At 38.8% G+C, this 25,359-nt stretch carries 23 protein-coding genes and 1 tRNA gene; 17 read left to right on the top strand and 7 right to left on the bottom strand.

The genetic code is table 11. The annotated features are described in order from the left end of the window. Window positions 1-8 precede the first annotated feature (8 nt). The 3 genes from LV716_RS04440 to LV716_RS04430 all read left to right on the top strand — a co-directional run bounded on the left by LV716_RS04440 (window position 9) and on the right by LV716_RS04430 (window position 2,380). Complete coding sequence (locus tag LV716_RS04440) at window positions 9-1,325, top strand: ATP-dependent 6-phosphofructokinase (RefSeq protein WP_163416577.1); 1,317 nt, start codon at window positions 9-11, stop codon at window positions 1,323-1,325. A gap of 87 nt (window positions 1,326-1,412) precedes the next feature. Continuing rightward, window positions 1,413-1,715 carry an HPF/RaiA family ribosome-associated protein gene (locus LV716_RS04435; RefSeq protein ID WP_163416576.1) on the top strand — a complete coding sequence of 101 codons (303 nt, stop codon included), beginning with the start codon at window positions 1,413-1,415 and terminating at the stop codon, window positions 1,713-1,715. 38 nt (window positions 1,716-1,753) lie between these two features. Continuing rightward, on the top strand, window positions 1,754-2,380 hold the full coding sequence (locus LV716_RS04430) for a hypothetical protein (RefSeq protein ID WP_163416575.1): 627 nt from the start codon (window positions 1,754-1,756) through the stop codon (window positions 2,378-2,380). Window positions 2,381-2,687: 307 nt separating this feature from the next. Here the strand turns inward: LV716_RS04430 and LV716_RS04425 are convergent, their stop codons facing one another. Both LV716_RS04425 and LV716_RS04420 read right to left on the bottom strand, forming a co-directional pair. Then, window positions 2,688-4,046: a sugar porter family MFS transporter gene (locus LV716_RS04425; protein ID WP_163416574.1), complete on the bottom strand. Its 1,359-nt coding sequence runs from the start codon at window positions 4,044-4,046 to the stop codon at window positions 2,688-2,690. 32 nt (window positions 4,047-4,078) lie between these two features. Next, complete coding sequence (locus LV716_RS04420) at window positions 4,079-5,239, bottom strand: 3-deoxy-D-manno-octulosonic acid transferase (protein WP_233759224.1); 1,161 nt, start codon at window positions 5,237-5,239, stop codon at window positions 4,079-4,081. 164 nt (window positions 5,240-5,403) lie between these two features. Here LV716_RS04420 and LV716_RS04415 point away from each other — a divergent pair, with 164 nt between their 5' ends. From LV716_RS04415 to odhB, 6 genes are all read left to right on the top strand, one after another. Next, window positions 5,404-6,558 carry a DegT/DnrJ/EryC1/StrS aminotransferase family protein gene (locus tag LV716_RS04415; protein WP_163416572.1) on the top strand — a complete coding sequence of 385 codons (1,155 nt, stop codon included), beginning with the start codon at window positions 5,404-5,406 and terminating at the stop codon, window positions 6,556-6,558. 4 nt (window positions 6,559-6,562) lie between these two features. Then, window positions 6,563-7,579, top strand: a complete 1,017-nt coding sequence (gene galE, locus LV716_RS04410; protein WP_163416571.1) for a UDP-glucose 4-epimerase GalE — start codon at window positions 6,563-6,565, stop codon at window positions 7,577-7,579. A gap of 132 nt (window positions 7,580-7,711) precedes the next feature. After that, a complete protein-coding gene (locus LV716_RS04405; protein ID WP_163416570.1) occupies window positions 7,712-8,989 on the top strand; it encodes an amidohydrolase family protein in 1,278 nt (425 codons plus the stop codon). A gap of 33 nt (window positions 8,990-9,022) precedes the next feature. Then, window positions 9,023-9,379: a hypothetical protein gene (locus LV716_RS04400; RefSeq protein ID WP_163416569.1), complete on the top strand. Its 357-nt coding sequence runs from the start codon at window positions 9,023-9,025 to the stop codon at window positions 9,377-9,379. 101 nt (window positions 9,380-9,480) lie between these two features. Continuing rightward, window positions 9,481-12,279: a 2-oxoglutarate dehydrogenase E1 component gene (locus LV716_RS04395; protein ID WP_163416568.1), complete on the top strand. Its 2,799-nt coding sequence runs from the start codon at window positions 9,481-9,483 to the stop codon at window positions 12,277-12,279. A 26-nt stretch (window positions 12,280-12,305) separates the two neighbouring features. Continuing rightward, entirely contained in the window at window positions 12,306-13,544 is a 1,239-nt protein-coding gene (gene odhB, locus LV716_RS04390; RefSeq protein ID WP_163416567.1) for a 2-oxoglutarate dehydrogenase complex dihydrolipoyllysine-residue succinyltransferase, read from the top strand. 78 nt (window positions 13,545-13,622) lie between these two features. Here odhB and LV716_RS04385 read toward each other — a convergent pair whose 3' ends face one another. Then, window positions 13,623-14,066: a TIGR02281 family clan AA aspartic protease gene (locus LV716_RS04385; protein WP_163416566.1), complete on the bottom strand. Its 444-nt coding sequence runs from the start codon at window positions 14,064-14,066 to the stop codon at window positions 13,623-13,625. Between the two features lie 109 nt (window positions 14,067-14,175). Here LV716_RS04385 and LV716_RS04380 point away from each other — a divergent pair, with 109 nt between their 5' ends. From LV716_RS04380 to LV716_RS04345, 8 genes are all read left to right on the top strand, one after another. Further along, window positions 14,176-14,943: a TatD family hydrolase gene (locus LV716_RS04380; RefSeq protein ID WP_163416565.1), complete on the top strand. Its 768-nt coding sequence runs from the start codon at window positions 14,176-14,178 to the stop codon at window positions 14,941-14,943. 6 nt (window positions 14,944-14,949) lie between these two features. Further along, entirely contained in the window at window positions 14,950-15,984 is a 1,035-nt protein-coding gene (locus LV716_RS04375) for an asparaginase (RefSeq protein WP_163416564.1), read from the top strand. A 66-nt stretch (window positions 15,985-16,050) separates the two neighbouring features. Continuing rightward, window positions 16,051-16,138 (top strand) — tRNA-Ser (locus tag LV716_RS04370). A 79-nt stretch (window positions 16,139-16,217) separates the two neighbouring features. Beyond that, on the top strand, window positions 16,218-16,952 hold the full coding sequence (locus LV716_RS04365; RefSeq protein ID WP_163416563.1) for a MotA/TolQ/ExbB proton channel family protein: 735 nt from the start codon (window positions 16,218-16,220) through the stop codon (window positions 16,950-16,952). 27 nt (window positions 16,953-16,979) lie between these two features. Beyond that, window positions 16,980-17,426 (top strand): hypothetical protein, encoded by a 447-nt coding sequence (locus LV716_RS04360; RefSeq protein WP_163416562.1) that lies wholly within the window; start codon window positions 16,980-16,982, stop codon window positions 17,424-17,426. Window positions 17,427-17,437: 11 nt separating this feature from the next. Then, on the top strand, window positions 17,438-18,043 hold the full coding sequence (locus LV716_RS04355) for a biopolymer transporter ExbD (RefSeq protein ID WP_163416561.1): 606 nt from the start codon (window positions 17,438-17,440) through the stop codon (window positions 18,041-18,043). Window positions 18,044-18,055: 12 nt separating this feature from the next. After that, the gene (locus LV716_RS04350) at window positions 18,056-18,538 is read left to right on the top strand and encodes a biopolymer transporter ExbD (RefSeq protein WP_163416560.1); all 483 of its coding nucleotides are present in this window, start codon (window positions 18,056-18,058) and stop codon (window positions 18,536-18,538) included. A gap of 72 nt (window positions 18,539-18,610) precedes the next feature. Further along, the gene (locus LV716_RS04345; RefSeq protein ID WP_163416559.1) at window positions 18,611-19,324 is read left to right on the top strand and encodes a porin family protein; all 714 of its coding nucleotides are present in this window, start codon (window positions 18,611-18,613) and stop codon (window positions 19,322-19,324) included. Here the strand turns inward: LV716_RS04345 and LV716_RS04340 are convergent. The 4 genes from LV716_RS04340 to LV716_RS04325 form a co-directional block, all read right to left on the bottom strand. Beyond that, window positions 19,319-19,924 carry a hypothetical protein gene (locus tag LV716_RS04340; RefSeq protein WP_163416558.1) on the bottom strand — a complete coding sequence of 202 codons (606 nt, stop codon included), beginning with the start codon at window positions 19,922-19,924 and terminating at the stop codon, window positions 19,319-19,321. The two genes, LV716_RS04345 and LV716_RS04340, sit on opposite strands and share 6 nt — an antisense overlap. Next, entirely contained in the window at window positions 19,924-21,381 is a 1,458-nt protein-coding gene (rpoN, locus tag LV716_RS04335) for an RNA polymerase factor sigma-54 (RefSeq protein WP_163416557.1), read from the bottom strand. Before rpoN ends, LV716_RS04340 begins: the two co-directional genes overlap by 1 nt. Window positions 21,382-21,424: 43 nt before the next feature. Next, window positions 21,425-22,858 (bottom strand): asparagine--tRNA ligase, encoded by a 1,434-nt coding sequence (gene asnS / locus LV716_RS04330; RefSeq protein WP_163416556.1) that lies wholly within the window; start codon window positions 22,856-22,858, stop codon window positions 21,425-21,427. An 89-nt stretch (window positions 22,859-22,947) separates the two neighbouring features. Beyond that, complete coding sequence (locus tag LV716_RS04325; RefSeq protein ID WP_163416555.1) at window positions 22,948-25,344, bottom strand: RND family transporter; 2,397 nt, start codon at window positions 25,342-25,344, stop codon at window positions 22,948-22,950. Window positions 25,345-25,359 lie beyond the last annotated feature (15 nt).

Raw genomic sequence — 25,359 nt, 5'->3', positions numbered from 1 at the left:
AAGAAAACGTGAGTAACAAGAATAAATTTAAGATTGAAAGTCTAGGTGAACCTAAATTTAAATCTCCCCTTCAGCTAAGTACTGTTAGGGGAGATAATATTTTTAGTTTTATCAAGGAAGATGATAAATTGGTATACGACCTCTCCTTGGAGAATTACAACCAATGTCTAAAAAATAGTGAAGCGCCTCAGTGTTTAGAAAAGGCGGGCCCACGACAAAATGTTTTTTTTGAACCAAGTAAATCGACAGCGGCTATCGTTACTTGTGGCGGATTGTGCCCAGGAATCAATAATGTCATACGCGGTGTGGTAATGGCACTCCATTACTTTTACGATATAAAAAGAGTAATCGGAATACCGTATGGCTATGAAGGCCTTATTCCCGAAATGGGCCATGGTTTTGTTGAACTCAGTCCAGAAAAAGTTAGGGACGTCCATCAATTTGGAGGAACCTTCCTAGGGTCTTCTCGTGGTGGCCAAGATGTCTCAAAAATGGTAGATACCCTTGTAGAAAACAAGGTAGATATGTTGTTTGCCATAGGCGGTGACGGAACTTTAAAAGGAGTAAATGCCATAGGTGAAGAAATCCAAAAAAGAAATGAGAACATCAGTGTGGTGGGAATACCCAAAACCATAGATAACGATATTGATTTGATAGACGAATCTTTTGGTTTTGAAACTGCTTTTGATGTGGCAAGTCCAATCTTACGGGATGCTCATAATGAAGCCGCGGGTGCGTTTAACGGAATTTCCATCGTCAAACTTATGGGACGGGACAGTGGATTTATAGCGGCGTCTGCGGCCTTGGCCATGCCTGTCGTAAACTTTGTGCTTATACCCGAAATGGATTTTACTTTAGAAGGAGAAAATGGATTTTTAGCGGTTCTTAAAGAACGTTTGGACCGTAAAAAGCATGCTGTTATTGTAGTTGCTGAAGGTGCGGGCCAGCATCTCTTTGAAGGTGAAAATACGGTCAAGGATGCATCTGGAAATGTAAAGCATGAGGATATCGGTATCTTTTTAAAAGATAAGATTGCAGAACATTTTGTGGATTTCCCCGTAACCATAAAATACATAGATCCCAGTTACATTATTAGAAGTGCACCTGCAAACTCTAGTGATAGTGTCTATTGCAGCAGATTGGCGTACCATGCTGTACATGGAGCCATGGCGGGAAAGACTAAATTTGTTGTTAGTACCGTGAACAATAGATTTGTTTATGCACCTATAGTAGAAGTCACAAAAAAACGGAAGAAAATAGATTTGGAGAGTGAGTTTTGGTTCTCCGTTTTACAGAGTACGGGTCAACCTTTTTCAATTAAATAGGTTTTCATTTTTTGAAAACTGATAGATGTCATGTTTTTGCATATGGCAAGTTCCTAGATTTGGTATAAATCAAAAAAGCAACTTGTTATGGTAGTGAATATTCAATATCAAAAAATGAAAACCAGTGAATCCTTGAACGAGATCTTGTTCAAAAAGCTAGATAAGTTGGGGGAAAAATACAGCTGGGTCATAAAGGCCAACGTCCTTTTTAAACTGGAAAATGACAGAACGGGAGAAGAAAGCAAGATATGCGAAATTGAATTAAGTGCCCCTGGACCACGTCTTTTTGCAAAATCCAAAACGGATAACTTTGAAAAATCAATGGCAGAAACCATTCATGAACTGAACAAGCAGCTAGAGAAAAGGCAAGGCGTATTTATTAGACATTAGCATATGGGAATTTCAATATAACGATAAAACTTACTCCGATGAAACCAAAATTAGTGGCCCTATGTATGTTGCTCCTAGCGGGTTGTTCATCTACAAAGCTCGTTAGCACCTGGAAGAGTCCGGATATTGTTTTGTTCGATGCGTACAAGGTACTTGTGGTAGGTATGACCGAAGATAAAGATGTACGTGCGGCATTTGAAACAAGACTTGCCCAAAGGCTAAAGGAAGAGGGTGTGGAAGCAATGCGGAGTTTAGACCTTTTTGATGTTGAGTTTACATCTTCGGAAAAATCGGAAGAGGAACTTTCAGAAGTTGAAGAACAGTTATTGGAGAAAGGATTTGATGCCATTCTTTTTACCAAAGTTGTTGGTACGGAAAACAAGCGTACGTTCAAGGGAAAAATAAATAGTTTCAATGATATGTACACTCGTTTTAGTTCAGACTATCTTGATAATCAAGACATTTATTACAATTCTGAAGATCATGAGACCTTCAATATCTACAATGCCCAAACCTCATTGTATTGCATTTGTGTAGATAAGGAAAGAGAGCTTATTTGGAGGGGTAATCTAGATATCATGGAACCTGTAAAAATTGAAAAAACCATTGACTCTTATGTGAAGACTATAACCAATGCAATGCATGAACAGGATGTTATTTTTTAAGTGCGCTTAAAAATTTCTCCAGATAGAAACGGTATTATGTAGCTATTCTCGGTTATTTATTTGTCAATTACCCTAAAATTCCTAGAAAATCCAATACTATGCATACAGGAATAGCGATAAGAATAAGTACAAGAACGAATACCATTAGCCGTAAAAAGCCAACCAGCATTTTACTGCCAAAAGAAACTTGATCAGTCATAATAGTGTTATTTCTTCCAATGTACGGAAATATTTATTCATCAATCCTAAATACCATGTGGTTATTCGATTAACGGATATTTTTTACTCATGTCCCGCATGATGTCCGCTAGCTGGACTTCGTGTTTTTAGCACTTAATTTTTTGCCCAACTCTTCTAAAGAAACCCCTTTTGTTTCCGGCATAACGAATAGCACCCATGCCAGTTGGCAAACCATCATTAAAGCAAAGAATAAAAAGATAGGCCAAGGATTGTCTTTGAAAATTCCTTTGTCAGCATCCAAGAAAATGGGCGTTACCAAAGTAATGATTGCTGCAAAAATCCAATGGGTTCCCGTACCCCAAGATTGGCCGGATGCGCGTACTTTGTTCGGGAATATTTCGGAAATAAAAACCCAGATCACAGCACCTTGTCCAATAGCATGCGAAGCAATAAAAACCAAAATGAATGAAAGTAGTAAGGTTGAACTTGCATCACTATAGAAACACCATCCAACTACTGCCAAACTTACAATATAGCCTATTGAGCCTATTTTCATGAGCTGTTTTCGACCCAAGTGATCAATCAAGCGAATACCGACTAGCGTAAAAATCAAATTGACAATTCCTATGGAAATAGAACTAAAAAGTGATTCCTTAGCTGCCAATCCAGCACGCTCCAAAATTTCGGGGGCGTAATAAAGAATAAAGTTTATTCCTGATAGTTGATTGAAGAAGGCCAGGAAAAACGCTAGCAACAATTGTTTGTTGTACTTTCCTGAAAATAAACTATCCTTGGAAAAGCTCTTTCCCAGAGCTTCTTTTATTTCATTCAATCTTTTAATGGCTACTTCTTTGTTGGAGATATATTCCAGAGTCCTAAGGGCACCATCTTCATCTTGTCGTTTCATCATCAACCATCTTGGACTGTTGGGGATACTCAAAACCATAACGGTATAAGCCAGTGCTGGAATTGCTTCTACGCCCAACATCCAGCGCCAATCATTTGTACCGCCAAATCCTTCTAATAAATAATTGGAAATAAAAGCAATGAAAATTCCAAAAACAATATTAAACTGGTACATGGCGCCCAGTTTGCCACGATTGTCCGGAGTTGAAATTTCTGATATATATATGGGTGCAGCTACCGAAGAAGCACCGACTCCAACACCTCCAATAAATCTAAAAAAAGAAAAAAGATAGGGGTCATGGGCAAGTGCTGAACCCAAAGCGGAAACAAAATAGAGGACCCCAATCCATATCAATGTTTTCTTTCTTCCTAGTTTATCACATGGTACACCGCCAAATAATGAGCCAAGCACGGTACCCCACAAGGCCATGCTCATAATGAAAATTCCATGGAACAATGGAGTCGTGTCCCAAAGTTCCTTAATGGGTAGGTTGGCGCCAGAGATGACTACAGTGTCAAAACCAAAAAGAAAACCCGCCAATGCGGCGGTCAATGATATTCTAAAAATACGGTTGTTCATGATAGGTTGATTTCGCTAAAACTAGGAAAAAATCAAAGAAGCGCATGCATAAACTCCATAACAAGTTCAGTTGCACCTAAATTCTCCTTGATATATTCTGTGTTTGTGTTCCCTGTTGTGTTTTTAAAATCGGTATCGGTATGAAAGCGGTTCATCAAGCTCTCGAATGATGTATTGTCTGTGATTACATGGATACCGCCTCTATCGACCAGATCTTCCGCCTCCCTAAATCCTGAATAATTAGGGCCTATGATAACAGGGATGCCATATACGGCTGGTTCTAAGGTATTGTGGAGTCCGGTGGCAAAAGCTCCACCTACATAGGCCACGTCTGCATAACTATAAATTTTTGTCAAAAGTCCAATAGTATCTATTATGAGAACCTCGTAGTCTGATAGGTTTTCTTGTCCAATACTAGAATAGCAAATAGACTTTTTGGAAAGATTCGCTTGTATTTTTTCTATGTGCGAAGGCTTTATGGTGTGAGGGGCGATTACATATTTTATGGTTTTCCCCGAGGAATTTATAAAGTCAATAAGTATTTCCTCATCTTCTGGCCAGGTGCTCCCCGCAACAAAGCAAAAATCATTTTTTTTAAAGTCTCTCATAAAGTCCAAGACATTGTCTTGTTTTAAAATCTCAGAAACTCTGTCAAAACGGGTATCACCACCAACGGAAACATTTTCAAAATTTAAGGAGGTCAATAGTTGTTTTGAGGATTCATTTTGAACAAAGAAATGAGAGAAGGACTCTAAACTTTTTCGCATGAACCCGCCATATGCTTTGAAAAAAATCTGTCTTTTGGAAAAAATAGCTGAAACCAATAGTGTTGGAATGGCTCTTTTTTTCAATTCAAAGAGGTAATTGGGCCATATCTCATACTTTATAAATAAGGCAATTTCTGGATTTACACTATCCAGAAATCTTTTTGCGTTGTACAAGGTATCCATTGGTAGATAGATGACGATGTCCGCTACTTTCGTATTTTTCTTGACCTCGTAACCTGATGGCGAGAAAAAGGTAAGTGCAATTTTATGGGATGGATACTTGGATTTTATCCGTTCTAAAATGGGAAGCCCTTGCTCATATTCCCCTAAAGACGCTACATGCATCCAAATATATTTGTCCCCATCGGAAACAGTTGTTTCAATTTTTTGAAAGACCTCCTTTCTTCCAGAGACGAACAATTTCATTTTGGGGTTAAAAAGTGCAATGAACTTTAGGATGGCCCAAGAAATAGAAATTAAAATTGTGTAGACAAATCGCACCGGTATCATATTTCCGCTAAAATACATTCTTTCATCAATAGGTTGTTATGGTGTGTTAATTTCTTAATTTTAAGGCATAATTTATTTGGATGAATAAAATACAGATGGTCGACCTTAAAGGTCAATACGAGGGCATTAAAAATAAGGTAAATGCTTCCATAACGGAAGTTTTGGATTCTTCAGCGTTTATAAACGGCCCACAGGTTCATGAGTTTCAAAAAGAGTTAGAAGCTTATTTACAGGTGAAACATGTCATTCCATGTGCAAACGGTACAGATGCACTCCAAATATGTATGATGGGACTTGGATTGCAACCCGGTGATGAGGTGATTACGGCTGATTTTACCTTTGCTGCAACTGTTGAGGTCATAGCACTGTTGAATCTTACTCCTGTATTGGTCGATGTTGAGCCAGATACGTTCAATATCGATATTGCGGCCATAGAAAAAGCAATTACGCCAAAAACAAAAGCCATTGTGCCGGTACACCTTTTTGGACAATGCGCCAATATGGACGCCATTATGGAGTTGGCAGAGAAACATGGGCTCTATGTTATTGAAGACAATGCACAGGCCATTGGTGCCACACATACATTTAAGAATGGAAAAAAGCAAAAGGCAGGCACTATAGGGCATGTGGCGTCTACCTCGTTCTTTCCGTCCAAAAATTTAGGATGTTATGGGGATGGGGGCGCTATTTTTACCAACGATGACGATTTGGCCCATACCATACGTGGAATGGTAAACCACGGAATGTACAAGAGATACCATCACGATGTGGTAGGCGTAAACTCACGATTGGACTCCATCCAAGCAGCTGTTTTGAGAGCGAAACTCCCGAATTTGGATAATTATAATGCTAAAAGACGGGAGGCTGCCAAAAAGTATTCCAAGGCGTTCAATGGACATGCCAACATTGTTACGCCCAAAACGGTTAATGATTGTGATGGTATATGCGATACATGCGATTGCCATGTTTTTCATCAATATACCCTAAGGATTCTAAACGGAAAAAGAGATGCATTGGTGCAACATTTGAATGATAATGGCGTTCCATGTGGTGTATATTATCCCATTCCCTTGCACAGACAAAAAGCATATGTGGATGAACGTTATAATGAAGCTGATTTCTCCGTAACGAACCAACTAATAGAAGAGGTAATTTCACTGCCGATGCACACTGAATTGGATGATGAACAGATTGAATTTATCACAAGCTTGGTAATTGATTTTGTAAACCAATAAAAGAATGAAAATACTTGTAACCGGAGGATTGGGATTTATAGGTTCCCATACCGTAGTCGAACTTCAAAAAAAAGGTTTTGAAGTCGTAATTATAGATAACCTTTCCAATGCTGATGAAAAAGTTTTGGATGGTATTGAAGCCATAACCGGAAAGAAACCCATTTTTGAGAAAATGGATTTACGGGAAAAACCCAAAGTTGAAGCATTCTTTGCAAAACATAATGATATTGATGGGATAATTCACTTTGCAGCCTCAAAGGCAGTTGGTGAAAGTGTGGAGAAGCCTTTGTTGTATTACGAAAACAATCTTGGCGTATTGGTTTACATTTTGCAAGAGCTTGTTAAAAAAGAAAGAGCCAGTTTTATTTTTAGTTCATCCTGTACGGTTTATGGACAGGCGGATACTATGCCAATAACAGAAAGCGCACCGGTAAAACCAGCTGAATCGCCCTATGGGAACACAAAACAAGTAGGTGAAGAAATAATAAGCGATACGTGCAAGGTGAATCCACAATTGAATGCAATAGCACTTCGTTATTTTAACCCTACAGGGGCTCATCCATCAGTCGAAATAGGTGAATTGCCCATAGGCGTTCCACAAAACCTCATTCCTTTTATAACGCAAACAGGCATAGGTCTACGTGAGCAACTTTCGGTTTTTGGAGATGATTACCCAACCGAAGATGGTACCTGTGTCAGGGATTATATCCATGTCGTTGATTTGGCCAAAGCCCATGTTGAGGCATTACAGCGCTTACTGGACCAAAAGAATGATTCAAATTACGAAGTTTTTAATCTAGGGACAGGTAAAGGAAGTTCGGTTCTCGAAGTGATTCAGAGTTTTGAGCGGGTTTCTGGAAAAAAACTGAACTACAAAATAGTGGATAGAAGACCTGGAGATGTAATTCAGGCATATGCCGATACAAAAAAAGCCAATGAAGTCCTTGGCTGGAAAGCAACCTCTTCTCTAGATGACTCCCTAAAATCTGCATGGGATTGGGAGCAAAAGATTAGAAGTTGAAAAAATGTACCCTTTACATAAAGCCTGTCCTCTGGACGGGCTTTTCTTTTTAGATAAAAGTTGATGTACATTCCATGGTAGAACTGGAATCTATGCTTATTTTTAGAAACATAATCAGCTAACACTATCAAGATGAAGAAAAATCTTTTTGTATCATTTTTCCTTTTTACTTCTTTCCTGTTTGCACAAGAAACGTATTTACACTGTGGCAGTATTGTAGATGTAAAATCCGGTAAAATCCTATCAGAAAAAACAATAGTGATCTCTGGAAAGAATATAAAATCAATTGAAAATGGATATAGGAACGGAAATGCTGGAGATAAGGTCATTGATTTGAAAAACAAGACTGTGCTGCCCGGTTTCATTGATATGCATGTCCATATCGAGAGTCAATCAAGCCCACAGTCTTACATCGAGAGATTTACTTTAAATGATGCGGATGTAGCCTTCCAATCTACGGTATATGCAAAAAGTACACTGATGGCAGGATTTACTACCGTGCGCGATTTAGGGGGAACTGGTGTGAATATAGCGTTAAGAAAAGCGATTAGTAAGGGAACGGTGATTGGCCCAAGAATATTTACTGCTGGAAAAGCGATTGCATCAACAGGGGGACATGCCGACCCTACAAATGGAATGAAAGGTTCGGATATGGGAGACCCCGGACCAAAAGATGGTGTGGTGAATTCCCCCGAAGATGGAAAAAAAGCAGTAAGACAGCGCTACAAAAATGGTTCGGATGTTATTAAGATTACAGCTACGGGTGGAGTATTGAGTGTGGCAAAGAGTGGTCAAAACCCTCAGTTTACCATTGAAGAGATAAAGGCAATCACAGATACCGCAAAAGACTACGGGATGTTGACCGCCGCTCATGCGCACGGTGACGAAGGGATGCAACGTGCCGTGAAAGGAGGAATAAAAACAATTGAGCACGGTACATTGATGAGTGAAGAAACCATGGACTTAATGATTCAGTACAATTCTTTTTTGGTTCCAACGATTACAGCAGGAAAGCAGGTAACGGAAAAAGCCAAAATTCCTGGTTATTTTCCTGAAGTTGTTGCGAAAAAAGCAAGCGATATTGGCCCTAAAATACAAGGGATGTTTCGTAAGGCGTACAAAAAAGGAGTGCCTATCGCTTTTGGCACAGATGCAGGGGTGTTCCCACATGGTGAAAATGCAAGGGAATTTGGTTATATGGTCGAAGCTGGAATGCCTCTTATGAAAGCAATCGAATCCGCAACGATTACCAATGCAGAACTTTTAGGAATGGGGGATACTTTAGGACAGCTAAAGGAAGGTTTTTTGGCCGATATCATTGCTGTGGATGAAAATCCCGAGCAGAACGTCAAAACCTTGGAAAATGTTGTCTTTGTTATGAAAGAAGGACAAGTATACAAATCGGAATAATTGTTTGTTTGAAGTAGAAATATAAGCATAAAGATGTCACCCGACTTTAACAACAGTATTGAACTATTGGAATTTATTCATAAAGAACCGCTTTATGAAAATTTTCTGCTGCAATTGAAAAAAGACTTTTCATTGATAAACATAAAGATGAACTTTTCATTGGATGTACTTCCAGCCGATTTAAAACAACTGGTGCATGAAAAGATTTATTTCTTGCTATTGGAAAAACATCAACAATATTTAAACCTGCTCTATGTTGTTGATATTCCAGAACAGGCGATACAGAGGATAAGCGCTATGGATGAGGTTGATGTTTCAGACGAGGTCTGCTTTTTATTGTTGAAAAGAGAGTGGCAGAAAGTTTGGTTCAAGCACAGATATAGTTCTTGAAAGATTTTCAAGGCTATCAATATGTTGAGAGGTCTGTCTTTAGTATTATTTATTGTATTTTTGATTAAATTTTTCAGATAAGTTTTAGCTGTAAACTGTCTATGGATAAATATTCTTTTTTAAATGCTGCGCATACTTCATTTTTTGCGGAGCTGTATGATAAATATCAAACGAGTCCCGATAGTCTTGAGCCCAGTTGGAGGGCTTTTTTTCAAGGTTTTGATTTTGGTCAGGAAGGTTCTTTGGAAGAGCTTGGTATCGAATCTGAAAATGGAGGAAAGGTTGTTCTTTCCAATGGAAGGGAAATCGAAATGCCCGAGACCCTTCAAAAGGAGTTTGAGGTTATTCGACTAATAAATGGATATCGCTCTCGTGGGCACCTGTTCACACAAACAAATCCGGTAAGAGAGCGTAGGAAATACGAACCTACTTTGGAAATATCCAATTTTGGTTTGTCCGAAGCGGATTTGGATACCGTATTTGATGCAGGGAAAATTATTGGGATAGGTTCCAGTTCCTTAAAGGAGATTGTTTCCCATTTAGAACGTATTTATTGTGATGCCATAGGGGTCGAATATATGTACATACGTACCCCAGAGCGTATTCAGTGGATTCAAAATCGTTTAAATATCAACGATAATCACCCAACTTTTTCACCGGATGAAAAGAAAAATATCTTACGAAAGCTAAACGAAGCCGTTTCTTTTGAAAGCTTTTTGCACACAAAATACGTAGGACAAAAACGTTTTTCGTTGGAAGGAGGGGAATCGCTCATTCCAGCTTTGGACGTAATCATTGAAAAGGCTGCAGATGCCGGGGTGAAGCAGTTTGTCATGGGAATGGCGCACCGTGGTAGGTTAAGCGTGCTTACCAATATTTTTGGTAAATCACCAAAGGATATCTTCAGCGAGTTTGATGGAAAGGATTATGAAGAAACCATTTTTGATGGGGATGTAAAATATCACTTGGGTTGGACTTCCAGACGTGAGACCGATTCAGGGAAGGTGGTAAACATGAACATTGCTCCAAATCCTTCGCACTTAGAAACGGTCAATTCGATTGTGGAAGGTATAACAAGGGCAAAACAAGATAGTGATCATCAAGAAAATATCTCAGAGGTACTGCCCATATTGGTGCATGGCGATGCAGCTTTTGCAGGCCAGGGCATTGTTTACGAGATTATACAGATGGCCCGTTTGGAAGGATACCATACCGGTGGAACTATTCATATAATAGTTAACAATCAAATAGGGTTTACTACCAATTACCTGGACGCTAGATCATCCACATATTGTACCGATGTTGGGAAGGTTACGCTCTCGCCGGTACTTCATGTAAATGCAGATGATGCAGAGGCCGTAGTACATGCTTCCATTTTTGCCTTGGAGTATAGGATGCGCTTTAAAAGGGATATTTTTCTTGACTTGTTGGGCTATCGCAAATACGGACATAATGAAGGAGATGAACCTAAATTTACCCAACCACTGCTCTATAAGTTAATATCCAAGCATAAAAATCCAAGGGATATCTATGCTGAAAAGCTGATTGAACAGGGGATTATAGATAAAGACTACGTAAAGCAACTAGAAGCGGAGTACAAGAAGAATCTCGAAGAAGATTTGCTTGATTCGCGCAAAGTGGAAAAAACTAGGATCACCCCATTTATGAAGGATGAATGGGAAGGGTTTAGCCAAAAGACGGAAGATGCTATGCTCAGTCCTATAGATACATCCTATGAACTTTCAAAACTGGATGAGGTTGCCAAAAGCATTACAGCTCTACCCAAGGAAAAGAAATTCCTTAGAAAGTTGGAACGACTGGTAGGGGCCAGGAATAAAATGTATTTTGAAGATAATCAGTTGGACTGGGCCATGGGGGAACTCTTGGCTTATGCTTCATTGATAGAGGAGGGATATGATGTTAGGATGACAGGACAAGATGTGGAACGTGGAACTTTCTCACATCGCCATGCGGTCATCAAAACTGAAATGCACGAAGAAGAGGTTACGCTATTAAATGCTTTGGGTAAAAATCAAAATGGAAAATTCCACATCTACAATTCGCTTTTATCCGAATATGCCGTAATGGGCTTTGACTACGGATACGCAATGGCGAGTCCAAAAACGCTGACCATATGGGAAGCACAATTTGGTGATTTTAGTAACGGAGCGCAAATTATCATTGACCAATATCTCTCTTCCGCAGAGGATAAGTGGAAATTACAGAACGGACTTGTGCTGTTATTGCCTCATGGTTATGAGGGCCAGGGTGCTGAACACTCTTCGGCGCGTATGGAACGTTATCTTCAATTATGTGCAAAGGATAATATGTACATGGCAGATGTGACCACACCTGCAAACATGTTCCATTTGTTACGTAGGCAAATGAAAGCCGATTTTAGAAAGCCACTTGTCGTTTTTACACCGAAAAGTTTGCTAAGGCATCCCAAAGTATTGTCAACAAAAGAAGAGATGGCAAACGGAAGTTTTCAGCCATTGATCGATGATGAAAAAGCGGCTGTTTCAAAAATTAAAACGTTGGTTTTCTGTACGGGTAAGTTTTATTATGACCTACTGGATAAAAAAGAAAAGGAAAAACGAGACGATGTGGCCTTGGTACGTTTGGAACAATTGTTCCCGCTACCGACCAAAGAAATACAAAGTGTCCTAAAAAAATATAAAAATGCGGGTGATGTGGTTTGGGCACAGGAAGAACCCAGAAATATGGGGGCTTGGGGCCATCTATTAATGCATTTTGATGAAGCAAAACAATTTAGAGTGGCTTCCAGAAGATTTTATGGTGCTCCAGCGGCTGGTAGTGCGGTGAGATCCCAAAGAAGGCACGCCCAAGTAATAGATTACGTCTTTGATAAGACCAAGGACAACATGAAATTAAGATAACTTTATAGCATCAAAACTAGAATAACATGGTTTTAGAAATGAAAGTTCCCTCGCCTGGGGAATCCATCACAGAAGTGGAAATTGCAGAATGGTTGGTTCAAGATGGAGATTATGTTGAGAAAGACCAAGCAATCGCTGAGGTAGATTCGGATAAGGCGACGTTAGAACTCCCAGCGGAGGAAAGCGGGGTCATTACCTTAAAAGCTGAAGAGGGAGACGCCGTTGCAGTAGGGGAGGTGGTTTGTTTAATTGATACCAGTGCAGAAAAACCAGAGGGTAACGATGCGCCGGCAGCAGAGGAAAAACCTGAAAAACAAGAAGAGCCCAAAACAGTTGATTCTAAAGAAACCTCTCCTCAGAAGAAGGAGGTAGAACGGACCAAAACATATGCGTCTGGCACCCCATCACCAGCAGCAAAGAAAATCCTTGATGAAAAGGGTATAGCGCCCGCTTCTGTTTCAGGTTCAGGAAGAGATGGTCGTATCACCAAAGAAGATGCAGTAAAAGCCGTTCCTTCCATGGGAACTCCCACGGGCGGCAATAGAGGCGAATCACGCTCCAAACTCTCTATGTTGCGACGTAAAGTTGCTGAGCGTTTGGTGTCAGCTAAAAATGAAACCGCAATGTTGACCACTTTTAACGAAGTGGATATGTCGCCCATTTTTGAGCTTCGGAAAGAATACAAGGAAACCTTCAAGGAAAAACATGGGGTGAGTTTAGGCTTTATGTCCTTTTTTACAAAAGCTGTAGTTAGGGCTTTGGAGCTGTATCCGGCTGTAAACTCTATGATCGATGGCAAGGAGATGATATCTTATGACTTTTGTGATATCAGTATAGCTGTTTCAGGTCCAAAAGGACTTATGGTTCCGGTAATCAGAAATGCTGAAAATCTAAGTTTCAGAGGAGTAGAAGCTGAAGTGAAACGATTGGCCATTCGTGCACGGGAAGGTGAGATTACCGTGGATGAGATGACCGGCGGTACATTTACCATCACTAATGGTGGCGTATTTGGTTCCATGCTGTCGACACCAATAATCAATCCGCCACAAAGCGCCATTTTAGGAATGCACAATATTGTTGAAAGACCAATTGTTAAGGATAGTCTTATTGCAATTGCTCCAATAATGTACGTTGCGCTTTCTTATGACCATAGAATAATAGATGGTAAGGAATCCGTAGGGTTTTTGGTAGCGGTTAAAGAAGCTTTGGAAAGCCCGGAAGAATTATTAATGGATGGCGATGTGAAGAAAGCATTAGAGCTTTAAAAACAAGATTGTTTGGGCACGGTCGAGAGTTTTATGTAACGGATATAAAACCTTCGACCATGTTCGAATCAACAGTTATCATCTGTTTTTTAAAAACAGACATTCCTTGTTATAATCAATAACCGCTTTACCTTCTTTAAGAATATCGGCACCTATGATGCCATCCACTGGCGTTACATTGTGTGCGGTTAACGCATGGTTTACGTGTATCAAATCAAACAATACTATTTTTTGCTTGCTTTTTTTCCACTCCCCAATTCTAATTTTGTTCTTGGTGGAAACCAGGGTTTCCATTTCTGTGGCTCCTGCTCCTGCTGCCTTAATGTCCGATACTTCGGAAACCATTTTAAAGAATTCGATTTTGTCTATGCCTACACAGGTGTTGGAAGCTCCGGTATCTAAAATGAACCGTCCAGGTACCCCATTGATTTTAGCTTCAATTTCAAAATGATTGGTCTCGGTAAGCGATAAGGGTATTCTAGTATAATCTTTGGATTTAAGAAATTTCTGGAGTGATTTCATGCATTTTTATTGTTCCACTTGTCATGCTGAGCTAATTGAAGCATTTTACAGGGCTATTTTTATTCGAATCAACTATTACAAACGTCTAAGATAAACCTATTTTTGCTTTATGATTATAACCGATACACATACACATTTGTATAGTGAAGCTTTTGACGAGGATCGTGACGATATCATGAAAAAAGCCATTCAGGCAGGTGTTGAACGTTTTTTTATTCCGGCAATTGATTCAACATATACAAAAGCCATGTTGGATTTAGAATCTGATTATCCCGAAAATATTTTTCTGATGATGGGATTACATCCAACCCATGTGAAGGACAATTTTAAGGAAGAGTTGGCACATGTGGAACAGCAATTGGAAAATAGAAAATTTTATGCGGTTGGAGAAATAGGCATCGATTTATATTGGGACAAAACTTTTTTAAAACAGCAGCAAGAAGCATTTATCTATCAAATTAGATTGGCCAAAAGATTTCGATTGCCCATTGTGATACATTGCAGGGAATCCTTTGATGAAATATTTGAAATTTTAGCGCAAGAGAAAGCAAATGATCTATATGGTATTTTTCATTGCTTTACAGGAACATTGGAGCAAGCACATAAGGCAATATCTTATAATATGAAATTGGGCATAGGTGGTGTTGCTACTTTTAAAAATGGCAAGATTGACCAATTCTTGGACAAAATTGATTTAAAACATATCGTGCTCGAGACGGATTCACCCTATTTGGCACCAGTTCCATATAGAGGAAAAAGAAACGAAAGTTCCTACATTTTGAACGTTTTGGAAAAACTTTCTATAATTTATGGAAAAACCAAAGAGGAAATAGCTGCAATAACAACCGAAAATTCTAAAGAAGTGTTCAGTATTTAGGACAAGATGCAAAACCAAACAAACATATTGCTCATTTACACCGGCGGAACTATAGGTATGGTGAAAGATTATGAGACTGGAGCCCTCAGAGCTTTCGATTTTGAAGAGCTTATGGGGAATATTCCAGAATTGAACCAATTGGATTGTAAGATAACGGGAATATCTTTCGATGAGCCCATAGATTCTTCCAACATGAACCCCGAGTATTGGGTGACCATAGCTTCGATGATAGAAGAAAACTACGATGTATATGATGGATTCGTGATATTACATGGCAGCGATACCATGAGCTACTCCGCTTCAGCACTCAGCTTTATGTTGGAGAACCTTGGCAAGCCTGTGATTTTTACAGGGTCACAGCTCCCCATTGGCGACTTAAGGACGGATGCAAAAGAAAACCTGATCACATCTATCCAAATAGCAGCTTTAAAAGAAAAGGGAAAAGCAGTTGTGCAAGAAGTAGGGCTGTATTTTGAATATAAGTTGTATCGGGCCAATAGAACGACAAAAATAAACGCGGAGCATTTTGAAGCGTTTGCTTCATTGAACCATCCACCGCTTGTAGAATCTGGTGTTCATTTAGCTATTAATCACAATTACCTTTTTAAACCCTATAGTAATTCAAGAAAGAAATTAAAGGTCCACAAAAATATGGATACCAATGTTGCTGTTCTTAAGTTGTTCCCGGGACTTAATCTCTCAGTCGTGACATCGACCTTAAAAATTCCAGGATTGAAAGCCTTGATTTTCGAAACCTATGGGGCGGGCAATGCCCCGACCGATGAATGGTTTTTAGATGAGTTAAAAAAAGCTGTCACAAATGGACTTCATGTTATTAACGTTACGCAATGCTCGGGAGGTAGTGTGTCAATGGGGCATTACAAGACAAGTGAAAAGCTAAAAGAAATGCAATTGATTAATGGAAAGGACATTACAACAGAGGCGGCTCTTACCAAGGCGATGTACCTGTTGGGCAGTAATGTTTCGGGAAAACTCTTTAAGACTATTTTTGAAACGTCACTTCGTGGTGAAATGCAGTAAAATTAACGCCTCAAATTTTATTAACTAATTATTTTTTTGTTATTTGGTCGGCCTAACTATAATAATAGAGAGGTGGCCGAGTGGTCGAAGGCGCACGCCTGGAAAGTGTGTATACACCAAAAGTGTATCGAGGGTTCGAATCCCTTCCTCTCTGCTGAGCATTATTAGTTTTTCAATTATAATTTTTTTATATCTTTAACATTATTAACTAACTAAATTTAAGTTTGAACAAAATGAAGAAAATATCCTCTACTCTGGCCATTGCCGGAATGTTTGTTATGGGAACGACAACTGCTTCTGCGGCTGTTTTACAAGAAGAAGCTGCAGCTACGGCCAGTAAAGGTTTCACCCAAGTATTAAAAGAACAGTTTATCCAAGGAGGTCCTGCCTTTATGGGTATTGTACTTTTATGTTTGATTTTGGGCTTGGCAGTTGCCATCGAAAGAATTATTTATCTAAACTTAGCAAGCACCAATTCCGCCAAGCTTAGACAACAAGTTGAAGATGCTTTGGCTTCTGGAGGTGTAGAAGCGGCGAAAGAAGTTTGTAGAAATACAAAAGGTCCTGTAGCCTCTATATATTATCAAGGACTAGACCGTTCAACAGAAGGTTTGGATGCCGCTGAAAAAGCTGTTGTTGCTTATGGTGGGGTTCAAATGGGCCAACTGGAGAAAAATGTATCTTGGTTGTCCCTGTTTATCGCCATTGCACCAATGCTTGGTTTCATGGGTACGGTAATTGGTATGATTCAGGCATTCCAGAAAATTGCAGCTGTTGGTAACTTGAGTGCCTCTTTAATCGCAGGGGATATCCAAGTAGCATTGTTAACAACTGTATTCGGTTTGATTACAGCGATTATCCTTCAAATTTTTTACAACTATATCATTGCAAAAATCGATAGTATCGTAAATGACATGGAAGATTCTTCCATAGCGCTAATAGATATGTTGGCAGCTCACAAAAAGTAATTACGGAAATAAAAACTATCGAGAATCATGAATAAATTAGTAAAAATAGTGCTCATAGTCATTGGGCTCGTAGCAGCGGGATTATGGTTCTTAATGCCATCTGCTGACGATCCAGATGCAATTAACAGTGGGGCAATGAACTTCATGTTCATTATAATGTATGTTTTGTTGGCCATTGCTGTAATAACGACAGTATTCTTTGGGTTTGGAAAGTTGTTTTCCTCACCAGCAAGTATCAAAAAGGCACTTTTCGCCATAGGTGGATTGGCTTTGGTCGTTGCGGTATCCTACGGTCTTTCTTCTTCTGAAGAAGCGAAGGCAGTTGTAGATACCTTTGCAAACAATCCAAATCTTGAAGCGACAGAAAGTACTGTAAAGACAATTGGAATGGGATTAAATGTTTTCTTTATCCTTACGCTGGTTGCTGTTCTATTAATGGTATTGCCTGGATTGAAAAAAATGTTTGTTAAATAAAATATAGAATTATGCCTAGAAGAAAAGGAGCACCAGAAGTGAATGCCGGTTCTATGGCAGACATAGCTTTTTTATTGCTTATCTTTTTCTTGGTAACCACTACCATAGAAACAGATGCTGGATTAGATCGTATGTTGCCACCAATGGAGCCGCCAGAGAATCCTCCTATCATTAAGCAGAAGAACATTTTTACGGTAAATATCAATAAAAATGGTCAGTTGTTGGTTGAGGACAATCTTATGCAATTAACAGAACTGAGAGCCGCCGCCACCGCTTTCTTGGAGAACGGTGCTGATGGATCTTGTGATTATTGTAAGGGGAGAAGAGATCCTGCTTCGTCGGATAATCCTGTGAAAGCCATTATATCGTTAAAAAACGACAGAGAAACCAAGTATAGTACATATATAACGGTACAAAACGAACTTGTTGGTGCATATAATGACTTGCGTAATAGAGAGGCGCAACGTCTGTTTGGCCAGGACTTTACTAAAATGGAGTCTGAGTATTTAAATCCAGAAACACCAAAGAGTGTTAGAGATGGTTTAAAAGATAAAGTCAAGCGGATTCAAGATATGTTTCCACAGAAGCTATCGGAAGCTGAAACATCAACTAATTAAACGAATAATAGTATGGCAAAATTTGCAAAAAAGAAGGATGGGGATTTGCCAGCGGTTTCAACTGCTTCACTACCCGATATCGTCTTTATGTTACTGTTCTTTTTTATGACGGTAACTACTATGAAAGATAGTTCCTTGTTGGTTGATAATGTACTTCCAAACGCAACCGAAATAAAAAAGTTGGAGAAAAAGGATAGAGTTATTTACATCTATGTAGGTAAGCCTACGCAGGAATATCAAAAAGTTTTTGGAACAGAACCAAAAATTCAATTGAACGATAAGTTTGCGAGTGTAGATGAAGTAGGTTCCTATATCCTTGCGGAGCGTGCTAAAAAACCTCAAGAATTACAAAATGTATTGACTACTGCTTTGAAAGTGGATAAAAATGCAAATATGGGTCTCATCACCGATATTAAGCAACAACTTAGAAAAGTAAATGCCTTAAAGGTTAATTATACAACCTATGAAGGAAACGCTTTTAACAATCTGCAGTAGACAATAACTTAGATTTAGTGGAAAACGCTCCAAATATTATAATTTGGAGCGTTTTTTTATTTTAAAAGTAGTATGGTAATATCTGGTAATGTTTTAAGATATTTTGCCAGTATGGCGCTCATTGTAATGACTGTCCATATGAGTGCACAGTCCAATAAGGATAGTATAAACTACAAGACTTCGCATAGATATCTTGAAGATCAATTTTATGCGGGGTTGGGGTACAACTTTTTATTGGACAAACCCACCGATGTTATTCTAAGGAATTTATCTTATAATTTACAAGTTGGCTTTATAAAGGATATCCCAATAAATACTAGAAGAAACTTTGGTTTTGGACTTGGCCTGGGATATGCGGCTAATTCGTATTATAATAATATTGTAGCGGAAGAAGTTGATGGTTCAATAAGCTATAGCATTACCAGTACTGCAGATTTTGAAAGAAGTAAGTTCGAAACACATGCCATTGAAATGCCTTTGGAATTGAGATGGCGTACATCTACTATTGATGAATATAAGTTCTGGCGAATCTATGCGGGGGTTAAATTGGGCTATGTATTTTCTGGAAGGTCAAAGTTGGTGACACAAGATGGTTCGAACGGATTTTCTAATGGAGATATTCAAAATTTTCAATATGGCTTGGTGTTGAATTTTGGATACAATACGTGGAATATTCATGCACATTATAGTTTAAACCCACTTCTAAAAGACAATATCTCTTTGGAAAATGGTAGTCCAATAGATGCAAGGGTATTTCGTATTGGTGTCATTTTCTATATTTTATAACCAGTACTTCAGAATAATAAACTGGGAGCATAACCCTATCAATAGACCTATCAATAATTCAGATCTATTATGTGCTTTAAGATAAAGCCTTGAAGTAGCTACAAGTCCCGTCATTAAGGTAAAAACACTTATGGCCAGCGTTATATTTATCTCAAAGTGTATGCTTAGACCTATCATGAACATTAATATGCTACCCATTCCCAAAAGATGGAGACTGGTCTTAAATTTTAAAAATAATAGTATAAGTGCTGTACAGGTTGCTGTTAAAAGTCCGGTAAAAAAATAGAAAAGTTCATGAACATAATTATTTGGAATCACCTTATAGAGTATCATTAAAAGAAGCACACAACTTATGTATAGAGGGTATTTGCGCTCTTTAATAGTAGGTAAGAATATAGAATTAATGAATCCCATATTTTTAAGGATGAGAAAGAAAATAATCGGTATGATTACCGTAAGGATAAAAATGGGAAGAATATTGCCACTTTGTAATTCTAATGAACTGTATTTTGGTGTTACCAAAAAATATAAAGTGGTTCCACCAACAGGAATGAAGAGCGGATGGAAAATGTAGGATACAATATTTAAGAACTGGCGCATTAGATTTGCTTTCTTAACCTGGCTACGGGTATTCCCAACTGCTCTCTATATTTAGCAACAGTTCTTCGTGCAATAGGATACCCCCGTTCCTTAAGAATCTTCGCTAACCTATCGTCTGTTAAAGGCTTTTTCTTTTCTTCTTCTCCAATAACAGTTTCCAGTATCTTCTTTATTTCCTTTGTGGATACGTCTTCTCCTTGTTCATTTTTCATGGACTCGGAAAAGTATTCTTTGATGAGTTTCGTTCCATAGGGGGTGTCGACATACTTGCTGTTCGCAACTCTAGAAACAGTGGATACATCCATATGAATCTGGTCAGCTATGTCTTTTAATATCATAGGGCGTAGCTTTCGCTCGTCTCCAGTTAAGAAATATTCACGCTGGTAGTTCATAATAGTGCTCATGGTCACATAGAGCGTCTGCTGTCTTTGTTTAATGGCATCTATAAACCACTTGGCCGCATCTAATTTTTGTTTTATGAAGAGCACGGTATCTTTTTGGGACTTGGATTTTTCCTTGGAATTTTTATAGCCCTCTAGCATATTGTTATAGTCCCTAGATACGTGAAGTTCGGGAGCATTACGCCCATTTAAGGTCAATTCCAATTCACCTTCTACTATTTTAATGGAAAAATCTGGAACAATATGTTCTATTATTCTGGTGTTTCCCGCGTAAGAGCCACCAGGTTTTGGGTTTAATTTTTCAATTTCTGAAATTGCATCCTTGAGCTCTTCTTCCGTAATATGATGCTTTTGCATCAGCTTGGAATAATGTTTTTTGGTAAACTGTTCAAAGGACCTTTCTAGAATCGAAATCGCCAGTTCAATGGCGGGGCTTTTGCTTTTTCGTTTTAGTTGAATAATAAGACATTCTTCCAAGGATCTTGCTGCAACACCGGCAGGATCAAGATTCTGTACTATTTTTAAAACAGCTTCAATCTGTTCTTCTTCCGTATAAATGTTTTGGGTAAAAGCCAAATCATCCATGATATCCGTTAACGGTCTTCGTATATATCCGCTCTCATCAACACTGCCAACCAAAAATTCAGCAATTGCCCATTCCTCATCATTAAGATAGATGGTGTTGAGTTGATTTAGCAAATATTGGTTAAACGAAGTGCCGGACGCATAGGGAATACTTTTTTCGTCATCATCTGGACTATAATTACTTGTCTGTGTCCTATAATCCGGAATTTCGTCATCGCTTAAATAATCATCAATATTGATTTCTTCAGCAGCAATGGTTTCATTGTCCGCACTATCATCATAGGTGTCCTCATACCCGTCATCTATAGTTTCGTTTTCAGCTTTACCACTTTCAAGAGCGGGATTTTCCTCCAGTTCCTGCTTCAAACGTTGTTCAAAAGCCTGTGTGGGCAATTGGATCAATTTCATGAGCTGAATCTGTTGGGGAGACAGTTTCTGGGAAAGCTTAAACTGTAGATGTTGTTTTAGCATAAAGTCTTTGGTCTTCCTTCTCTATAAATTTAAGGATTCATAATTAAAACTCTGCATTTTGAGGGGTTCTAGGGTAGGGGATAACGTCTCTAATGTTTCCCATCCCGGTTGAGAACTGAACCAAACGTTCAAGCCCAAGCCCAAAACCACTATGGACAGCTGTTCCAAATCGCCTTAGATCCAAATACCACCATAGTTCTTTCTCATCAATATCCAATTCCTTGATTTTTTGTTGAAGTACTTCCAAACGCTCCTCGCGTTGAGATCCGCCAGCTATTTCACCAATCCCGGGAAAAAGTACATCCATCGCCCGAACGGTTTTTTTATCATCGTTCAACCGCATATAGAATGCTTTTATTTTTGCAGGATAATCAAAAAGGATAACAGGACATTTAAAATGTTTTTCAACAAGGAAACGTTCGTGTTCGCTTTGAAGGTCTACACCCCATTCGTTAACAGGGAATTGAAATTTTTTCTTTTTGTTGGGCTTACTGTTCTTAAGAATATCTATTGCCTCCGTATATGAAACTCTTTTGAAATTATTGTCAACAACAAACTTGAGTTTTTCTATCAGTGCCATTTCTGACCGTTCGTTTTGAGGTTTGGATTTTTCCTCATCCAAAAGACGTTTTTCCAAGAATTCAAGATCATCTAGGCAATTGTCCAAAACATATTGTAATGTCCATTTGATAAAATCTTCGGATAAGTCCATGTTGGCGTCCAAATCATAGAAGGCCATTTCTGGTTCGATCATCCAAAATTCGGCCAAGTGCCTTGAAGTATTCGAATTTTCTGCTCTAAACGTAGGGCCAAAGGTATATACCTTTCCTAATCCCATGGCATAGGTCTCTGCTTCCAACTGTCCAGAAACTGTAAGATTGGTTTCTTTTCCAAAAAAGTCTTGGGTATAATCTACTTCACCATTATCGCTTAATGGTGGATTTTTAGTATCCAATGTAGTTACCCTGAACATTTCACCTGCACCTTCAGCATCGGAACCCGTAACGATTGGGGCATGCATATAGTAAAATCCATTTTGCTGAAAATAGCTATGAATTGCAAATGATAAAGCCGAGCGGACACGCATGACCGCAGAAAAGGTATTGGTACGTACCCTAAGATGGGCCTTCTCCCTTAAAAACTCCAGAGAATGTTTTTTTGGTTGTATGGGATAGGTTTCTGCATCTGCTGTACCATGAACAAAAACATCGGCAGCCTGAATTTCTACACTTTGTCCCCTTCCTTGACTTTCTACCAGAGTTCCTGAAATCTTTAGGGCGGCACCAGTTGAAATCTGCTTTAACAGGATATCTTCAAAATTTTCAAAATCCACCACACATTGTAAATTATGTATGGTAGAGCCATCGTTCAAAGCGATAAACCGGTTACTTCTAAATGTTTTTACCCATCCGTTTATTTCAACCGTATCTCCAATAGGTTGCTTGTTCAGCAGTTCTTTTATTGAATAAGAATTCATTGTAAGCTATCGTAAATTAAGCGGTAAAGATAGGTTTTTGATAAAAAACGATAGCAATGGACGGAGTATATTTATAACACGATTAGAGGTTATTTGTCCTTTAGGTTAATTTCATCTTTGGGTAAGATGTCTATTTGTGGTTTTTTAAGTACTTCTTTGTTTGCGATGCTTCTTTCCAGGGAAAGTAAAAGCGATGGAAGTAATATAAGATTGGCCAACATAGCAAAGAGCAATGTTGCCGAAACCAATCCGCCCAACGCCTTTGTTCCGCCAAAACTGGAAATGGTAAAAACGGAAAACCCAAAGAACAGAACTATAGAAGTGTAGAACATGCTGACTCCAGTTTCGCGCAAAGCGGCATACACCGATTTTTTGATTTGCCAGCGATTGGCGGCAAGTTCCTGTCGGTATTTGGCCAAAAAGTGAATTGTATCATCCACGGAAATCCCAAATGCGATACTAAATACAAGAATGGTGGATGGTTTTATGGGAACGCCCAAATATCCCATTAAACCAGCTGTAATAACCAAGGGCAAAAGGTTGGGTACTAGTGAAATTATAATCATCCTGAACGAACGGAACAGGTAGGCCATGAAAAGGGAAATGAGTCCTATTGCCAATGCCAAGGAGAGTAGTAAGTTCTTAACAAGATACTTGGTCCCCTTTAAAAACAACAATGCTTTCCCCGTCATAAACACATTATAGCGTTCACTGGGAAAGAACTTGTCTATGGATTGTAGCATACTTTTCTCGATTTCTTCCATGCGATCAATCTTTACATCGCGCAGAAAAGTCGTTATACGAGCGGTTTGGCCTGTGCTATCCACAAAGCTTTCAAGAAGGTTGCCGTCATCAGAAGATTTTCTGGCAACATCCATGATGAATGTGTTTTCTTGGGAAGTGGGCAGCTGGTAATATTTTGGAATCCCGTTATAAAAAGCCTGTTTGGAATACTTCACCAAATTGACAACGGATATCGGTCTGGAGAGTTCAGGTGTTTCCTCTATTACATTACCCAGTTGATCAATCCGTCTTAATGTTGCAGGTTTTATGGCGCCGTTCTTTCGTTTGGTGTCCACTACGATTTCCATAGGCATAATACCATCAAACTCTTCTTCAAAAAAACGAATGTCCTTAAAATAGTGGGTGTTTTTGGGCAAATCCTCAATTCGGCTACCGGTAATCTCAATTTGATAAATACCGATGATACTCAAAATCAAAACAATGATGGAAGTGATATAAACTCCTATTCTGTAATCTCGTACCATACGCTCCATCCAGTTCACAAAAATGTCTATCCATTTTTTATTCAAGTGCTTTAGGTGCTTTGTCTTGGGAAGCGGCATGAAACTATAGACGATGGGAATAATCAAAAGTGATAAAATAAAAATCCCAATAATATTGATAGAGGCTACAATACCAAACTCTTTGAGCAAATCGCTATCAAGAATAATGAAGGTTGCAAATCCTGAAGCGGTCGTAATATTTGTCATTAAGGTGGCATTCCCAATTTTGGAAATAACACGCTGCAGTGATAGTGCTTGATTACCGTGTTTTTTTACTTCTTGTTGGTACTTATTGATAAGGAATACACAGTTGGGGATTCCAATAACAATGATCAATGGCGGAATTAATGCGGTAAGAATGGTAATTTCATATCGTAATAGCCCTAATATGCCAAAAGACCACATCACACCGATTATAACCACGAACATAGAAATGAACGTAGCCCTGAAGCTCCTAAAAAAGAAGAAGAATATGATTGATGTTACCAATAGGGCGGCTCCAATGAATATGCCTATTTCATCTACGATCGACTTTGTGTTCCATGTACGTATATAAGGCATTCCCGATACCCTTACATCAAGGTTGGTTTCTTCTTCAAAGCGTTTTACGATATCGGCCAGATCGTTAAGAATGAATTCATTCCTAACAGCCGTATTCATAATATCCTTATCCAAATAAGCAATGGTCTGAATGGTACCACTTTCGGGATTGTAAATTAGATTGTCATAGAACGGGAGCTCGTTAAAAAGATGGTTTTTAAGTTCTTTTATTTCTTTGGTGGTTTTTGGTGCCTCTTTGATAAACGGTTCCATGACAAATTCCTGCTTGTCATTGTCCTTGACCAATACTTTGAGATTATCAGTCGATATTACAAAATCAATTTCAGGAAAAGCTTCAAGTTGCTTACTGAGTTTATTCCACCTATTAAATTTACTTGGCGTAAACAGTGATGAATCCCTAATGGCGAGGACGATGGCATTTCCTTCTTCACCAAATATTTTCTTAAATGCGTTATACTGAATAGTGGCAGGATGGTCATCTGGAAGGATATTCGCCTCTGTGTTGGAAAATTGCATATTCTTCCATTGCATTCCCAAAAAAACGGTAAAGGCCGCAACCCCAAGTAGAATAAGGATTCTGTTGCGCAGTATGATTCTTGACACCTTTGGCCAAAATCCTCTAGTAAGCTTAGCTACCATAGTGGTTTTATTCGG

This window comes from Flagellimonas sp. HMM57 (assembly GCF_021390175.1).
Lineage (GTDB): Bacteria > Bacteroidota > Bacteroidia > Flavobacteriales > Flavobacteriaceae > Flagellimonas.
The sequence above is the reverse complement of the archived record's forward strand: the minus strand, read 5'-3'. Positions and strand labels throughout refer to the sequence as shown.

What these genes read in the sequence shown, in the direction of transcription:
- LV716_RS04435 (WP_163416576.1), top strand. Translation starts at nt 1,413, where the DNA reads ATGGTAGTGAATATTCAATATCAAAAAATGAAAACCAGTGAATCCTTG.
- LV716_RS04430 (WP_163416575.1), top strand. Translation starts at nt 1,754, where the DNA reads ATGAAACCAAAATTAGTGGCCCTATGTATGTTGCTCCTAGCGGGTTGT.
- LV716_RS04425 (WP_163416574.1), bottom strand. Translation starts at nt 4,046, where the DNA reads ATGAACAACCGTATTTTTAGAATATCATTGACCGCCGCATTGGCGGGT.
- LV716_RS04420 (WP_233759224.1), bottom strand. Translation starts at nt 5,239, where the DNA reads ATGAAATTGTTCGTCTCTGGAAGAAAGGAGGTCTTTCAAAAAATTGAA.
- LV716_RS04415 (WP_163416572.1), top strand. Translation starts at nt 5,404, where the DNA reads ATGAATAAAATACAGATGGTCGACCTTAAAGGTCAATACGAGGGCATT.
- galE (WP_163416571.1), top strand. Translation starts at nt 6,563, where the DNA reads ATGAAAATACTTGTAACCGGAGGATTGGGATTTATAGGTTCCCATACC.
- LV716_RS04405 (WP_163416570.1), top strand. Translation starts at nt 7,712, where the DNA reads ATGAAGAAAAATCTTTTTGTATCATTTTTCCTTTTTACTTCTTTCCTG.
- LV716_RS04400 (WP_163416569.1), top strand. Translation starts at nt 9,023, where the DNA reads ATGTCACCCGACTTTAACAACAGTATTGAACTATTGGAATTTATTCAT.
- LV716_RS04395 (WP_163416568.1), top strand. Translation starts at nt 9,481, where the DNA reads ATGGATAAATATTCTTTTTTAAATGCTGCGCATACTTCATTTTTTGCG.
- odhB (WP_163416567.1), top strand. Translation starts at nt 12,306, where the DNA reads ATGGTTTTAGAAATGAAAGTTCCCTCGCCTGGGGAATCCATCACAGAA.
- LV716_RS04385 (WP_163416566.1), bottom strand. Translation starts at nt 14,066, where the DNA reads ATGAAATCACTCCAGAAATTTCTTAAATCCAAAGATTATACTAGAATA.
- LV716_RS04380 (WP_163416565.1), top strand. Translation starts at nt 14,176, where the DNA reads ATGATTATAACCGATACACATACACATTTGTATAGTGAAGCTTTTGAC.
- LV716_RS04375 (WP_163416564.1), top strand. Translation starts at nt 14,950, where the DNA reads ATGCAAAACCAAACAAACATATTGCTCATTTACACCGGCGGAACTATA.
- LV716_RS04365 (WP_163416563.1), top strand. Translation starts at nt 16,218, where the DNA reads ATGAAGAAAATATCCTCTACTCTGGCCATTGCCGGAATGTTTGTTATG.
- LV716_RS04360 (WP_163416562.1), top strand. Translation starts at nt 16,980, where the DNA reads ATGAATAAATTAGTAAAAATAGTGCTCATAGTCATTGGGCTCGTAGCA.
- LV716_RS04355 (WP_163416561.1), top strand. Translation starts at nt 17,438, where the DNA reads ATGCCTAGAAGAAAAGGAGCACCAGAAGTGAATGCCGGTTCTATGGCA.
- LV716_RS04350 (WP_163416560.1), top strand. Translation starts at nt 18,056, where the DNA reads ATGGCAAAATTTGCAAAAAAGAAGGATGGGGATTTGCCAGCGGTTTCA.
- LV716_RS04345 (WP_163416559.1), top strand. Translation starts at nt 18,611, where the DNA reads ATGGTAATATCTGGTAATGTTTTAAGATATTTTGCCAGTATGGCGCTC.
- LV716_RS04340 (WP_163416558.1), bottom strand. Translation starts at nt 19,924, where the DNA reads ATGCGCCAGTTCTTAAATATTGTATCCTACATTTTCCATCCGCTCTTC.
- rpoN (WP_163416557.1), bottom strand. Translation starts at nt 21,381, where the DNA reads ATGCTAAAACAACATCTACAGTTTAAGCTTTCCCAGAAACTGTCTCCC.
- asnS (WP_163416556.1), bottom strand. Translation starts at nt 22,858, where the DNA reads ATGAATTCTTATTCAATAAAAGAACTGCTGAACAAGCAACCTATTGGA.
- LV716_RS04325 (WP_163416555.1), bottom strand. Translation starts at nt 25,344, where the DNA reads ATGGTAGCTAAGCTTACTAGAGGATTTTGGCCAAAGGTGTCAAGAATC.